Raw genomic sequence first — 12,621 nt, 5'->3', positions numbered from 1 at the left:
GTTCATTCCAACACCTCGACGGTGTGATGCTGGTTGGTATAGATACAAAGATCGCCCGCGATCGAGAGCGACTTCCTGACGATGTCTTCGGGGGCCATGTCGGTGTTCTGCAGCAGCGCGAGCCCCGCGGCCTGGGCATAGGCGCCGCCCGAACCGATGGCGGCCAGGCCATGCTCGGGTTCAAGCACGTCGCCGTTGCCGGTCAGGACCAGCGTCGACTCGCGGTCGGCCACGATCAGCATGGCTTCGAGCCGGCGCAGCACGCGGTCGGTGCGCCAGTCGCGCGTGAGATCCACCGCCGCGCGCAGCAAATGCCCCTGGTGCTTCTCGAGCTTGCCCTCGAAACGTTCGATCAGCGTAAACGCATCGGCCGTGGCGCCGGCAAAACCGGCGAGGACCGAATCCTTGTAGAGGCGACGCACCTTGCGCGCGCTTCCCTTCATGACGATATTGCCGAGGGTGACCTGGCCATCGCCCCCCAGGGCGACCCGGTTGCCGCGGCGCACGCTGATGATGGTCGTGCCGTGAAACTGTTCCATGTGCTTTCCTGATAAGACTCGCCCACCGGCGGACGCCCGCCGGGGGCCGCGCTGCCGCACCGGCAGGGCCGGTTCCACTGGCCCGCAACGATTTGCCAGGCGGGGAGCGGGAGACGATTCTTGGAATAGTGGGGGCTGGACGTCCCCTCTTCAAGGGGCAGGGGGAGAAAATGGCAGGCCGTCGACACCGCGCGGCAGGCCTTCGACCCCCCTCCAAAAAAAACGGCGCCCGCAGGCGCCGCCGTTCGGTGAGCCTGGCGCTTCAGTCGCCGTAGAGCTTCTGCCTCAGCTCGCGCCGTTGCTGCGCTTCCAGCGACAAGGTCGCCGTGGGCCGTGCCAGCAGGCGCGCGATGCCGATGGGTTCACCGGTTTCCTCGCACCAGCCGTACTCTCCCGACTCGATGCGGGCCAGGGCCTGCTGGACCTTCTTGAGCAGCTTGCGCTCGCGGTCGCGCGTCCGCAATTCCAGCGCGTGCTCTTCCTCGATCGTGGCCCGGTCGGCAGGATCGGGCACGAAGGGCGTCTCGCGCAGATGCTCGGTGGTCTCGCCGGCATTCTGCAGGAGCTCGCGTTCGATTTCCTGAAGCCGGCTCTTGAAAAAGGCGAGCTGGGCTTCGTTCATATAGTCGGCCTCGGGCATGGCCAACAACTCTTGTTCAGAGAGCACGGCCCCGGCCGGCTTGGTCATCACGTTTTCCAACGCGTCCTCCTGAGTGACTCTTAAGGTTTTGCTTGACGCTTTCGTTGCCATGAAATGCTCCGCGCGAATCATAATTCCTAGCCGATGTTCCACAGCACCCATCAACCCACGATCAAGTCTCGCAAAAAGCGAGCCTTCTCTTCCCAGGGCAACGCGGGTCCGCCTTCGCCGGTCCGCCAGTGCCGCCCCCCGGGAGGCGCGCGCATGCGCGTAGGGGGGTTAACTGGCCAGGCATTGCTCCAGACCGTGCATGAACACGTCGCGGGGCAGGTTGCGGCCGATGAAGACCAGCTTGCTGCCGCGCTTTTCCCCCGGCGCCCACGCCCGGCCGGCATCGGCCCCCATGAGCATGTGTACGCCCTGGAACAACATTCGGCGGTTGACGCCACTCATGTACAGAATACCCTTGTACCTCAATAAATCGGTTCCGTACACCTGCACCACCCCCCCGAGGAATTCCTCCAGACGCATGGGATCGAACGGCTTGTCCGACTTGAAGACGAATGCCCCGATCGCGTCGTCGTGATGGTGGTGATGATGACCGTGGCCATGGTGATGGCTGGGGTCGGTGCACCCCTCGGCCTCGCAATGCTCGCCATGTTCGTGGCCATGACCGTGATCATGGTGTTCGTGATCATGATCATGCTTGTGGGCCGCCGCATCGGGATGCTCTTCAGCCAGGAATTCCGGATCGATGTCCAGGATGGCGTTCAGGTTGAAGCCATTGATGTCCAGGATTTCTTTGAGGTCGACCTCGCCGAAGTTGACGGGCGTGACCGGGGCGCGCGGGTTGATGTGCACCAGCCGCGACCGCAGCGACTGGTACTCGGCGTCGGTAACGAGGTCGACCTTGGATACCAGGATGCGGTCCGCAAAACCGACCTGGTTGAGCGCTTCGGGCTGCTCGTCCAGCGTCTGCATGCCATGCTTGGCGTCCACGACTGTAATGACGGCGTCCAGCTTGAAAAAGCTGGCGACTTCGTCTTCCATGAAGAAGGTCTGGCACACTGGGCCGGGGTTGGCCATCCCGGTGGTTTCGATAATGACGCGTTCGAAATTGAGCGCGCCGGCACGGCGCTTGTCCTTGAGGTCGATCAGGATGCGGACCAGGTCGCCGCGTACCGTGCAGCACACGCAGCCGTTGTTCATCTCGACGATTTGTTCGTCGCGATCCTGGATCAACAAGTCGTTGTCCACGCCTTCCGGCCCGAACTCGTTCTCGATGACCGCGATCCGGCGACCATGGTACTCGTTGAGGATACGGTTGAGGAGCGTGGTCTTGCCCGCGCCCAGGAACCCCGTCAGGACAGTTACCGGAATCTGCTTCGGTGTGGTATCCGCAGCCTTCATCTATACAACTCCTTGCACATGCGTCTTGGACGCGTCAATGCGTTTTGCGCCGCGTGTCGGCCTGCCGGCCGGAGCGAACGCAGGCGGGACAGCGCCCGCGCACAACCATTTCCACATCGCGCCCCTCGAACCCCTCGGGCAGGCGATCGAGATTCTGCTGGATGCCGACCGGCGCGTCGATGCAAAACATGCGGCGGCAGACATCGCACTGAAAATGCCCATGCGGATCGCCATTGTGGTGATGCGCATCGTGAGAGCCGGCATCGTCGCCGGACCGGGCGACACTGAAACGCCACACCCGGTCTTCCCCGGCGATGCGGTGCGCCAGCCCCGTCTGTACCAGCCACTCCAGCACCCGGTACACGGTGACCCGATCGACGGAGAACGACGATCCGATGCGGTCGAACAACTCCTGGTGCGACAACGCGCTCGCCGCCTCCATCAGGGTTGCCAACACATGCACCCGGGTGGCGGTGACTCGCGCTCCCTGGGCGCGTATCGCCTCGCGGGCCAAATCCTCCACGCGTCACTCCTTCTTGCGTCCGGCCGGACGAGCGGGGCCGGATTACAGCACAAGCCGCTTCCCCGGGGCAAACCCGGGCTTACCCCCGGTGGCCCTGAAGCCGGCAAAAAAACACCGGACGGTGTAACACGAATTGCCTTCGGCAAACGTGTCATATGGGCCCAATTTGGGGGAATTCAAGGCCCGGACGGGGTTTGGTAACCCTTTGTAGGCGATACGGCCCGCTATACCCGCTGCAGAAGCAGCCCCTTGAGGTATTCGCCCTCCGGGTGGGTCATACGCATGGGATGGTCTATTCCGGCCGCCAGGCGCTCCAGCAGCACGAAATCCTCGCGGGAATCGATGGCAGCTCCCGCGACGATCTTCTGGAACAAGTCCACGCCGATGGCACCCGAACACGAAAAGGTCAGCAGGTAGCCGCCGGGCTTGACCAGCTTCATACCCTTGAGGTTCACGTCCTTGTAGGCCCGCGCCGCCTTGTCTACATGGTGCGCCGACGGCGCGAACTTGGGCGGGTCCAGCACCACGATATCGAACAGCCGCCCCTCGGCGGCCAGCGCCTTCTGGGCGTCGGCCACCTTCGAGACCCGGCATTCGAAGGCGGTCGCAGCCAAGCCGTTGCGGGCGGCATTGCGGGCGGCCATCGCCAGCGCGTCGGCCGAGGAGTCGACCGACACGGCGTGCGCGGCCCCGGCGCGCAAGGCGGCGAGCGAAAACCCGCCCGTATACGAAAAGCAATTCAGGATAGTAGCGTCCGGCCCGCACAGCGCGGCAAGTTCGGCCACGCGCTTGCGGCTCTCGCGCTGGTCGAGGTAGAAACCGGTCTTGTGGCCGTGGATCACATCCACCCCATAGCGGACGCCGTCCTCGATGATCTCGACTTCGGCAGGGGGCTCGTCGCCGCGCAGCACGCCGGTACGCGCAGCCAAGCCTTCGCGTTCGCGAGCGGCGGCATCGGAGCGTTCGTAGACATTGCCGCAGCCCGTGGCGGCGACCAGCGCGTCGACCAGGGCTTCGCGCCAGCGCTCGACCCCGGCGGCCAGAAACTGGACCACCAGCTGGCCGGCATAGCGGTCAGCCACGAACCCCGGCAGCGCATCGGCTTCCCCAAACACCAGCCGGACAGCATCGGTGCGGGCGGCCAGGCTGGCACGGCGGGACACGGCGTCGGCGACGCGCGCCGCCATCCAGCCGGTATCGATGCGATCGCTTTCGTGGAAACTCCAGCACCGCACCCTTATCTGGGATTCGGGGCTATAGGCGCCCCACGCTAGAAAGTTGCCCTGGCTATCGACCACCCGGACGGTATCGCCGGCCAGCGGCCTGCCTACCGCCTGTGCGACCGCGGTTGCGTAGACCCAGGGGTGGCGCCGCAGCAGGGACTTTTCCTTGCCGGGCTTCAGTACTACATCGTTCATGACGTCCTTGGCCTGGACGCGGGCGGGTCCGCCGGCTCTCTGGTGCGTTTTGCGAATCCGAGAGTCTATGAAGAAAAGCCGCGGGCCGCAAATGCTGCCCGGGGCTGCGGTCCCTAGACGAACAGCACGGACTGCCCGGCAGCGCGGGTCGCCATGAACCATTCCAGCTTGCGCGTGAAGTAGTTCCAGGAATGCTCGATATGCACCGGCGTCATGATCTGCGCATTGCGCCGCGCGCGAATCGCCGGCCCCGGCATGCTTGCCCTGCCCCCGACCGCGCTGGCCTCGACATGGATGCGCGCGGCGCGCTCCAGGAAGACGCCCACGCATACGGCATGCTCGATGGACGTGCCGCAGAACGTCACGCCATGGTTGGCCATCAACACCGCAAAGGCGGAGCCGAGGCTGTGCGCGAGGGCTCGGCCCTCCTCTTTCGTGGTTACCAGGGCTACCTCGTCCTGGTGGCGGGGAATCTCGTGGAAATAGTCGGCGTCCAGCGTGAAGGGCAGTATCGGGCCGTCGATCGCCGACAGGATGCTCGCATATCTGGCATGGGTATGCGCCACCACCTGCACGTCGGCGCGCTCGCGCAATATCTCGGAATGAATGGGCCATTCCGAATGGCGGCCGCCTTCGCCGGCGAGCTTGTTGCCGTCGAAGTCCACCAGCACGAAGTCGCGGGCGTCGATGATTTCACCCAGGCCGACCCGGTTGCGCTTCATCCAGAAACCGCGCCCTTGCGGATCCCGCAGGGAGACATGCCCCAGCGACATGTCGCCGTGTCCCTCCAGCTCGAGGATGCGGCTGCCCACGGCCAATTTGTTCAACAATGCTTCGAGTTCGGGATCCATAATGTCACTTCTGTAAATCGGCCCAGCGCAGGATCCGGCGCCGCACTGCTGTCTGCAGCAGGTCCAGCGCCAGCCCGACCAGGCCTATCATTACGATGCCTGCGTACAGTTTGTCGGAACGGAAGGACGTCCCGGCATAACCGACATAGAAGCCCAGGCCGTGCGTGTCGCCGATCATCTCGGTCACGACCACTACGGTGATTCCGATCGGCAGCGCGATCCGCAATCCGCCCATGATGCCGGGGAGCGCCGCGGGAATCAGCACGTGGCGCAGCAGCGTCCAGCCGCGCAGGCCCATGTTCTGGCCGGCCCAGACGATCTCGCGCGCGGTCCCCCGGGTCGCCAGGTGGGTGGCGACCACGACCGGATACAGGCATTCGAGCGCGGCAAAGGCAATCTTGGATGGGGTTCCGATGCCGAAGATGAACGTGAAAATCGGAAACAGCGCGATCTTGGGAACGGGGTAGCCGGCGAAGAAGACCGGCTCGAACAGGAACTCGAACCAGCGCAGCCGCGCGAGCACAAAGCCTATCAGCACCCCCGCCGCCGAACCGATGGCAAAACCGATCAACACGCGGTAGATGGTGATGCCGGCGTGATAGAGCAGGTCGCCCGACAGCACATCCTGGACCAGCGCCGTCAGTACCAGGTCCAGCGAAGGCAGGACCCGCGGCGAGACGACGCCGGACATCGCGACCAGTTGCCAGACCACGAACGCCAGGGGCACCGAGTACCAGCTTGCCGCGGAGCGCAAGGACCGCTTGAGGATGTTCATTGATCCGCCTCCTGGGTACCCACCAGCGAACCCTTCAGCACGCGCTTGCGGACCTGCAGCAGCAACCTGTCTGCGATGAAGCCCAATATCGCATAGCCGACGATGCCGACCAGCATGATGTCATAGCGTATCCATTCTTCGCCCTCGACGATCAGGCGGCTCAGGCCGGTCTTGGCGCCGATCAGCTCGGCCGCGAACAGCACCACGAAACTGAGCGCGAGACCCACGCGCAAGCCGGCGAACACGCCCGGCAGCGCGGCAGGCAACACCACACGGAACAACAAGGCGGGCGAGGACATTTCGAAGTTGCGGGCCACCCATATCAAGTGGCGGTCCACCATCAGGACAGCCTGCTGGGTGCCAAGAAACACGGGAAAGGAAACGCTGAAGGCCACGATGGCGATCTGCGCGCTGCTGCTCAAGCCGAACAACAGCAGCACGATGGGCAGGAAGGCTATCTTGGGTACCGGATTGACGAAGGCCACCAGCGGATCGAGAAACCCCCGCGCGCCTCGGGACGTCCCGGCGACCAGCCCGGCGGCCACGCCGATAGCCGAGCCCAGCGCAAAGCCGCACACCAGGCGCAGCAGGGTATCGCGCAGGTGTACCCACAATTCGCCGTCGCCCGCGAGCTCGGCCGCGGCCTGCGCGATTTCGCCCGGATACGAGAGATAGTGGGGCAGCCGCAGCGAAGCGCCCAGCCATTGCCAGAGCAGCAACACCAGCACCGGAACCGCGGCGCGGCCCGCCCACCACAGGAGTGCGGATCCAAGGCCGCCTTGTGCACGCCGCTTCATGCGCCGGCGTCCTCCTGCCTCGCCTTGAGCACTTCCTCGCGCAACGCTTCCCACAGTCGGGTGCGCAGCTCGAAGAACTGCTGCGACTTCCTGAACGCCACATAATCGAGGTCGCCGCGGTCGACTCGCACGTCGAGCTTGATGCGGCCCGGCCGCGTCGTGAACACGACGATACGGGTGGCCAGCGCCACCGCTTCGTCGATATCGTGCGTGACGAACATGACGGTGCGGCGGTAGCGCGCCCAGATCTTGCCCAGTTCTTCCTGCAGCAGCTCCCGGTTCTGCGCGTCCAGTGCGCCGAAGGGCTCGTCCATCAGCATGACGCGGGGCTCGAGCGCCAGCATGCGCGCCAGCGCCACCCGCTGCTTCATGCCGCCGCTGAGCTGGCCAGGATAGAGATCGCCGCCGGCGGGCAGCCCGACCATGGACAGCAGCTCCTTCACGCGCTGCGCGCGGGTCGCTTCGTCCACGCCGCCCACGCGCATCGGCCAGGCGATGTTCTCCGCGACGGTGGCCCAGGGAAACAGGGAGTATCCCTGGAACATCATGCCGCGGTCGCGGCCCGGTCGGTTCACGACCTTGCCGTCCACCAGGATCTGGCCCGCGTTGAGCGGTTCGAAGCCGCCGACTATGTGAAGAAAGGTACTTTTGCCGCAACCCGAAGGTCCGAGGATGGCAAGAAACTCCCCCTCGTTTACCTCCAGGTCAAAACCGTCCAGCGCACGGATCTCGCCCGCCGGCGTGCGAAAGGCCTTGACGACGCCTGCCGCCTTCAAAATCGACATCGATCACTTCCCGGGCAAGTACGAGAGGTCCACCAGTTTTTCTACATCGACGGCCTTGCGCTGGAAGCCCTTCTCGACGAGGATCTTCTGCATGTCGCGCAAGGCGCCGACGTCGACCCGCGCCGAAGGATCGCGGTAGTAATCGGACATGGGCAGGTAGATATCGGGCGAGATGCGCACCAGCTTGGCGGAAATCAGCTCCTTGCGCGCGTCCTGAGGATGCTGGATGTAGTAGCGGGTCGAGGCAACCAGGTCGCCCAGCAAGCCCTTGATGGCATCGCCCTTGGACTTCAATGCATCGGGCGAGGCGATCAACACCATCAGTTCCTCGTCGAACGGTACGCCGTCCTTGGAGGTGAACAATTGCCGCACGCCGCCGCGCTTTTCCTCGGCGGTCGCGAAGGGCTGCGGAAACGCGCCGATATCTATCTTGCCCGACCGAAGCGCTTCGCCCTGCGCGGGAAAGCTGACGGGCGTGAAGGTCACGTCGCGATCGGGATTGAGGCCGTTCTTTTCCAGGACCATCCGGGCCCACAGGTGCGTGGAGCTGTTCAGCGCATTAATGCCGATGGTCTTGCCCTTCAGGTCCTGGACGGTCTTGATGGGCGAATCCTGCTTGACGAAGTACTTAGTCGCAAAACCTTGCAAGCTTTCCCGCGACAGCGAGGCGATGATACGGAAATCAGCGCCTTCGGACGCGGCCAGCATGGCCGAATTGGCGCTCGCGGTCGCGACATCCAGCGCGCTGGCCTCGAGCGCCTGGAACCGCTTCTCGGCTCCCGCAAAGCGCGTCACGTCCAGCGTATAGTGCTTGCCCTGGGCGGTCCCGACATCGGGCTTGGCCTGCAGCAGCCACAGCTGCTCCTCGGCAGCGCCCCCCGTACCCAGGCGCAGCGTCGTGGGCTGAGCCGCGACAGCGCCGCACGCCAGGGCGCCGCCGAGCAACGCGAACAGGGCCAGGCGACGGCGTGCCGCGTAGAAGATTCTTTCCAGCATGCGTTTCTCCAATCAGGCAAGCCTTCCCCAAAGGGACGGTCCAGTGGCAAAAGACGGCATTCTGTTGCAGCCCGCAGCCGTTGTCTAATATGGTTTTATCGGTCGATTAAGACGTTTTGGATATTATGGAACTTCGCCAGCTGCGCTATTTCGCGGTCGTCGCCGAAGAGCTGCACTTCAGCCGGGCCGCGGCGCGGCTCAACATGTCGCAGCCGCCGCTCAGCCAACAGATCAAGGCGCTCGAAGCGGAAATCGGCGCCGAACTGTTCCATAGGACCAAGCGGGTGGTCACGCTGACCGCGGCAGGCCGCGATTTGTACGAACACCTCCTGCCCTGGCTGGCGACGCTGGGCGACATGTGCGAGCGGGCACGGCGCATCGCCAGCGGGGAGGAAGGAAAGCTGAACGTCGCATGCAGCTTTTCCACCACGCAGACCTTGCTGCCCACTATCGTGCGCCGATTTCGGGAACGCTATCCCAAAATCACTTTGCGCCTGATCGAGATGGCTGCCGATCCACAACTCGATGCCCTGGCGCGCGGCATGATCGACCTTGGCATCATGCGGCTGCCGGTGGACGAATCCCGGTTGCGCGCCCACCCCCTGTACGACGAGGCGCTGATGGTGGCGCTGCCGACCGGCCACCGCCTGGCCCGCCGCAAGCAGCTCGGCCTGGGCGATCTGCGTACCGAGACCTTCCTGAAAGCCAGCCGCACGTCGGCTCGGCTATTCGAATCGATCGAGGCCACGTGCCGCCGTGCCGGGTTCGAAGCCCAGGTGATCGAGGTTTCTTGCAATCTCAATACGGCACTGGGACTCGTGGGCGAGAACCTGGGCATTGCGCTCGTACCCGAATCCATGAAATGGACTCGGCCTCGCAACGTCGTCTACCGCCCGCTGCGCGATTCGCCGCGGTCCACCGTGGGAACGGTATGGCGCCGCGACGACGATTCGCCGGTGGTCAGGATGTTCGTGGAACTGGCGCGCGAGCTGGCTGCCGGGCACTGAAAGCGGGGGCCGGGCGCGATAAGAACGAAGGAAGCGCCGGCGAAGAAAGAGGCGCCACTCTTTATATTAAGAGCCGCCGCTATTTACTATTTATTAAGAACCGCCGCTATTTCTTGCTGCGCCCGGCCCGCGGATGCGCCTTATCGTAGACCTTGGCCAGATGCTGGAAATCGAGCCGGGTATAGATCTGGGTTGTGGAAATGCTGGCGTGGCCGAGCATTTCCTGGACCGCGCGCAAATCCTCGGCGGATTGCAATACATGGCTGGCGAAGCTGTGCCGGAGTACGTGCGGATGCACGTGGGTAGGTACGTCGGCGGCCTGCCCGCGCTTGGCGAGCTGCGCCTGTACCACCCGGGCGGAAATGCGGCGTCCGCGCAAACCGAGAAAAAGCGCGTGCTTATCGGCTCCATCGCGGCCGGCCAACAGCACTGGCCTGGCGGCCAGCCATGCGCGCAGCGCCTCGCAGGCCTGGCTGCCGACCGGCACGGTCCGGCGCTTGTTCCCCTTGCCCAGCACGCTGACCTCGGCCTCGGCCAGATCCAGCCAGCTGGAGGACTCATAGCCGGCTTCGCGCACGTACGCCACGTCGAGACTGACCAGTTCAGACAGCCGCAGTCCGCTGGAATAGAACAACTCGAACATGGCCGTGTCGCGCAGCGCGATGGCGCGCCGCTGCTCGGCGCTCTGTCCGGACACTTCCGCCACCGGCGGGGCATGATCCAGCAAGGCCTGAGCCTGTTCGACCGACAGCGCCTTCGGCAGACCGCGGGGGGCTTTGGGTCCGCGCACACCCGCGGCCGGATTGCCGGGCATGCCCGCTTGCGGCGCCCACCATTGGTAGAAGCCGCGCCAGCTCGCCAATAGGCGGGCGAGGCTGCGCGGACTCATGCCCTGCCCATGCAGCAATCCCAGATAGCGCCGGACGTGGCCCTGCGATATGCGATCGATAGGCAGGCCGTCGGCGAGTTCGATCAAGTGGGCCAGGTCGCGTCGGTAGGCCGCCAGCGTGTGGGCGGAATAACGACGGCCCGAGTTCAGGTGCTGGAGCCACTCCAGCATGGGCGCCGGCAACGCCGCCGCCCGGGGAAGTCCCTCCGGCGCGGCGTGGAGATCGGCGGCCATGGCGGCACCTTCAGGCCTGAGGAGCCTCGGCCAGCAGGCGCGACAACGACGCGCTGGCCAGCTCGCCGATACGCGACAGGAAAGCCGTACCCATGGAAGGTGTAAAGCGTTCGGCGTCGGGCGAGGCCAGCACCAGCAGGCCGAATGCCTCGGGCGCGATGCCGACGCGCAGCGGGATCAAAGCCAGCGACCGGGCCTCGCCTTCCACCCAGCTGGCCGCTTCGAAGCCCGAATTGGGACCGCAATAGGGCGACATCAGGCCATTGGCGAAGGTACGTCCGTCCGCGGAGACCTCTCCGCGCCACGGCGCCTGGTCGTCGCCCTGCGCGGTATCGGCCCAGATGCGCAGCGCCACGTCGGGCACGCTGAAAATCTCGGCCAGCCCTTGCGTCACCGCGGCAGGCAGCGCCTGCGGGTCGCGCTCTTTGAGCAGGCTGCGGCTCCAGAGCAGGAGCCGGTCGGAGATGTGCTCGTTCTCGGACGCGGCCCGCACCAGTTCGGCGACCCGCAGCTCCATGCCGCGTACCCGGTCGCGCAGGGCCAGCACTTGGCGCTCGGCCAGGGACACCGCCTTGCCCTCATGGGGATGCGGCACCTTCATGGACACGAACAGCTCGGCGTGCCGCTCGAAAAAATCAGTGTTTTCCTTCAGGTATTGCGCGACTTCGTTAGCGTCCATGTGCTTGCGGATTTCCTCATTGCGTGGTTGGTGCCTGGGGACAGGCCGGCGGCGCGTTCAGCCCAGCAGGCGATCGACGTCGACCGTACCTTCGAATACGGTAACGGCAGGACCGGTCATCAGCAACTGCTCGCCGTCCCATGCGATGGTCAATACGCCTCCCCGGGTCTGGACGCGGACCGGGGAATCGAGCAGCCCCCGGCGTATGCCGGCGGCCACCGCCGCGCATGCGCCGGTCCCGCAGGCCAGCGTTTCCCCGGCGCCGCGCTCGTAGACGCGCAGGCGGATATTGTGCCGGTCGACGATTTGCATGAAACCGGCATTGACGCGGCGGGGAAAGCGCGGGTGGCTCTCGACCCGCGGCCCCACGCTGGCCACCGGCGCGGCGTCGACATCGTCGACCACCTGCACCGCATGCGGATTGGAAATGCCAACCACGGATACCCAGACGATGCGTTCCGGCTCGCCGGGCGCCGAGACATCCAGCGGCCACAGGCTGTCTTCGCCTTCGCGGCGAGGCGCGAGGCCGGCGGGATCGAACGGCACGGCGGCCGGATCGAAACTCGTCCGTCCCATGTCGACGCTGACCTCGCCATCCTCTTGTTCGTTCAGGACGATGATGCCGGTGCAAATCTCGGCGCGCACGGGATTGCGGTCGGTGAGCCCCTGTTCGTGTACGAAGCGCACGAAACAGCGGGCGCCGTTGCCGCAGTGCTCGACTTCGCCGCCATCGGCATTGAAGATGCGATAGCGGAAATCGGCGTCGGACCGCGTGGGTCGCTCGACCAGCAGGATTTGATCGGCCCCGATACCGAACTGGCGATGGGCGAGCTTGCGCGCCCGCTCGGGGGTGAGCCGGATATCTTGGCGCACGCCGTCGAGGACCACGAAATCGTTGCCCGCGCCGTGCATTTTGGTGAAGTGCCAGTTCATTGGAAGATTATAGCCGGGCAGCCGCGGCCGCCTTTCCGGCCGCTGCCCGGACGCCGCGGCAGGAAACCGGTGCCACCGGACCGGCAAGCGTCGATGCCTCGCTGCCTTGGTATCCTGAGGGCTCGCCGGTTTTCTGGATATTCCC

General features: G+C 65.1%; 14 protein-coding genes. 1 reads left to right on the top strand and 13 read right to left on the bottom strand.

Going from position 1 to position 12,621, the window contains the following annotated elements; all coding sequences use genetic code 11:
* Nucleotides 1-2 precede the first annotated feature (2 nt).
* The 10 genes from hslV to QHC78_RS15515 all read right to left on the bottom strand — a co-directional run bounded on the left by hslV (nucleotide 3) and on the right by QHC78_RS15515 (nucleotide 8,734).
* On the bottom strand, nucleotides 3-539 hold the full coding sequence (gene hslV, locus QHC78_RS15560) for an ATP-dependent protease subunit HslV (RefSeq protein WP_319746113.1): 537 nt from the start codon (nucleotides 537-539) through the stop codon (nucleotides 3-5).
* Nucleotides 540-801: 262 nt separating this feature from the next.
* Nucleotides 802-1,227 (bottom strand): RNA polymerase-binding protein DksA, encoded by a 426-nt coding sequence (dksA, locus tag QHC78_RS15555; RefSeq protein WP_413816472.1) that lies wholly within the window; start codon nucleotides 1,225-1,227, stop codon nucleotides 802-804.
* A gap of 231 nt (nucleotides 1,228-1,458) precedes the next feature.
* A complete protein-coding gene (locus QHC78_RS15550; protein ID WP_319746110.1) occupies nucleotides 1,459-2,589 on the bottom strand; it encodes a CobW family GTP-binding protein in 1,131 nt (376 codons plus the stop codon).
* Nucleotides 2,590-2,623: 34 nt separating this feature from the next.
* Nucleotides 2,624-3,112: a Fur family transcriptional regulator gene (locus QHC78_RS15545; protein WP_319746109.1), complete on the bottom strand. Its 489-nt coding sequence runs from the start codon at nucleotides 3,110-3,112 to the stop codon at nucleotides 2,624-2,626.
* 224 nt (nucleotides 3,113-3,336) lie between these two features.
* The gene (locus QHC78_RS15540) at nucleotides 3,337-4,530 is read right to left on the bottom strand and encodes a class I SAM-dependent rRNA methyltransferase (protein WP_319746108.1); all 1,194 of its coding nucleotides are present in this window, start codon (nucleotides 4,528-4,530) and stop codon (nucleotides 3,337-3,339) included.
* Between the two features lie 113 nt (nucleotides 4,531-4,643).
* Nucleotides 4,644-5,381, bottom strand: coding sequence for a class II aldolase/adducin family protein (locus QHC78_RS15535; RefSeq protein WP_319746107.1), 738 nt, complete (start codon nucleotides 5,379-5,381; stop codon nucleotides 4,644-4,646).
* Nucleotides 5,382-5,385: 4 nt separating this feature from the next.
* On the bottom strand, nucleotides 5,386-6,156 hold the full coding sequence (locus tag QHC78_RS15530; protein WP_319746106.1) for an ABC transporter permease: 771 nt from the start codon (nucleotides 6,154-6,156) through the stop codon (nucleotides 5,386-5,388).
* Nucleotides 6,153-6,953 carry an ABC transporter permease gene (locus QHC78_RS15525; RefSeq protein WP_319746104.1) on the bottom strand — a complete coding sequence of 267 codons (801 nt, stop codon included), beginning with the start codon at nucleotides 6,951-6,953 and terminating at the stop codon, nucleotides 6,153-6,155. Before QHC78_RS15525 ends, QHC78_RS15530 begins: the two co-directional genes overlap by 4 nt.
* The gene (locus tag QHC78_RS15520; protein WP_319746102.1) at nucleotides 6,950-7,738 is read right to left on the bottom strand and encodes an ABC transporter ATP-binding protein; all 789 of its coding nucleotides are present in this window, start codon (nucleotides 7,736-7,738) and stop codon (nucleotides 6,950-6,952) included. The genes QHC78_RS15525 and QHC78_RS15520 overlap by 4 nt, the downstream gene beginning before the upstream one ends.
* A gap of 3 nt (nucleotides 7,739-7,741) precedes the next feature.
* Nucleotides 7,742-8,734, bottom strand: coding sequence for an ABC transporter substrate-binding protein (locus tag QHC78_RS15515; protein ID WP_319746100.1), 993 nt, complete (start codon nucleotides 8,732-8,734; stop codon nucleotides 7,742-7,744).
* Nucleotides 8,735-8,859: 125 nt separating this feature from the next.
* Here QHC78_RS15515 and QHC78_RS15510 point away from each other — a divergent pair, with 125 nt between their 5' ends.
* Nucleotides 8,860-9,741 (top strand): LysR family transcriptional regulator, encoded by an 882-nt coding sequence (locus tag QHC78_RS15510; RefSeq protein ID WP_319746098.1) that lies wholly within the window; start codon nucleotides 8,860-8,862, stop codon nucleotides 9,739-9,741.
* Between the two features lie 106 nt (nucleotides 9,742-9,847).
* Here QHC78_RS15510 and xerC read toward each other — a convergent pair whose 3' ends face one another.
* The 3 genes from xerC to dapF are packed head-to-tail and all read right to left on the bottom strand — an operon-like array spanning nucleotide 9,848 to nucleotide 12,476.
* Nucleotides 9,848-10,864, bottom strand: coding sequence for a tyrosine recombinase XerC (gene xerC / locus QHC78_RS15505; protein WP_319746096.1), 1,017 nt, complete (start codon nucleotides 10,862-10,864; stop codon nucleotides 9,848-9,850).
* A 10-nt stretch (nucleotides 10,865-10,874) separates the two neighbouring features.
* Nucleotides 10,875-11,543, bottom strand: coding sequence for a DUF484 family protein (locus QHC78_RS15500; RefSeq protein WP_319746094.1), 669 nt, complete (start codon nucleotides 11,541-11,543; stop codon nucleotides 10,875-10,877).
* A gap of 57 nt (nucleotides 11,544-11,600) precedes the next feature.
* The gene (gene dapF / locus QHC78_RS15495; RefSeq protein WP_319746092.1) at nucleotides 11,601-12,476 is read right to left on the bottom strand and encodes a diaminopimelate epimerase; all 876 of its coding nucleotides are present in this window, start codon (nucleotides 12,474-12,476) and stop codon (nucleotides 11,601-11,603) included.
* Nucleotides 12,477-12,621: the final 145 nt, after the last annotated feature.

The sequence above is a fragment of the Pigmentiphaga sp. genome, from assembly GCF_033795525.1.
In the GTDB taxonomy this organism is placed as follows: Bacteria; Pseudomonadota; Gammaproteobacteria; order Burkholderiales; family Burkholderiaceae_B; genus Pigmentiphaga.
Note: the sequence above shows the minus strand (reverse complement) of the source record. Positions and strands in the feature narration are given on the sequence as shown.

Coding starts and splice junctions, on each gene's coding strand:
- hslV (WP_319746113.1), bottom strand. CDS start 539: ATGGAACAGTTTCACGGCACGACCATCATCAGCGTGCGCCGCGGCAAC.
- dksA (WP_413816472.1), bottom strand. CDS start 1,227: ATGACCAAGCCGGCCGGGGCCGTGCTCTCTGAACAAGAGTTGTTGGCC.
- QHC78_RS15550 (WP_319746110.1), bottom strand. CDS start 2,589: ATGAAGGCTGCGGATACCACACCGAAGCAGATTCCGGTAACTGTCCTG.
- QHC78_RS15540 (WP_319746108.1), bottom strand. CDS start 4,530: ATGAACGATGTAGTACTGAAGCCCGGCAAGGAAAAGTCCCTGCTGCGG.
- QHC78_RS15535 (WP_319746107.1), bottom strand. CDS start 5,381: ATGGATCCCGAACTCGAAGCATTGTTGAACAAATTGGCCGTGGGCAGC.
- QHC78_RS15530 (WP_319746106.1), bottom strand. CDS start 6,156: ATGAACATCCTCAAGCGGTCCTTGCGCTCCGCGGCAAGCTGGTACTCG.
- QHC78_RS15525 (WP_319746104.1), bottom strand. CDS start 6,953: ATGAAGCGGCGTGCACAAGGCGGCCTTGGATCCGCACTCCTGTGGTGG.
- QHC78_RS15520 (WP_319746102.1), bottom strand. CDS start 7,738: ATGTCGATTTTGAAGGCGGCAGGCGTCGTCAAGGCCTTTCGCACGCCG.
- QHC78_RS15515 (WP_319746100.1), bottom strand. CDS start 8,734: ATGCTGGAAAGAATCTTCTACGCGGCACGCCGTCGCCTGGCCCTGTTC.
- QHC78_RS15510 (WP_319746098.1), top strand. CDS start 8,860: ATGGAACTTCGCCAGCTGCGCTATTTCGCGGTCGTCGCCGAAGAGCTG.
- xerC (WP_319746096.1), bottom strand. CDS start 10,864: ATGGCCGCCGATCTCCACGCCGCGCCGGAGGGACTTCCCCGGGCGGCG.
- QHC78_RS15500 (WP_319746094.1), bottom strand. CDS start 11,543: ATGGACGCTAACGAAGTCGCGCAATACCTGAAGGAAAACACTGATTTT.
- dapF (WP_319746092.1), bottom strand. CDS start 12,476: ATGAACTGGCACTTCACCAAAATGCACGGCGCGGGCAACGATTTCGTG.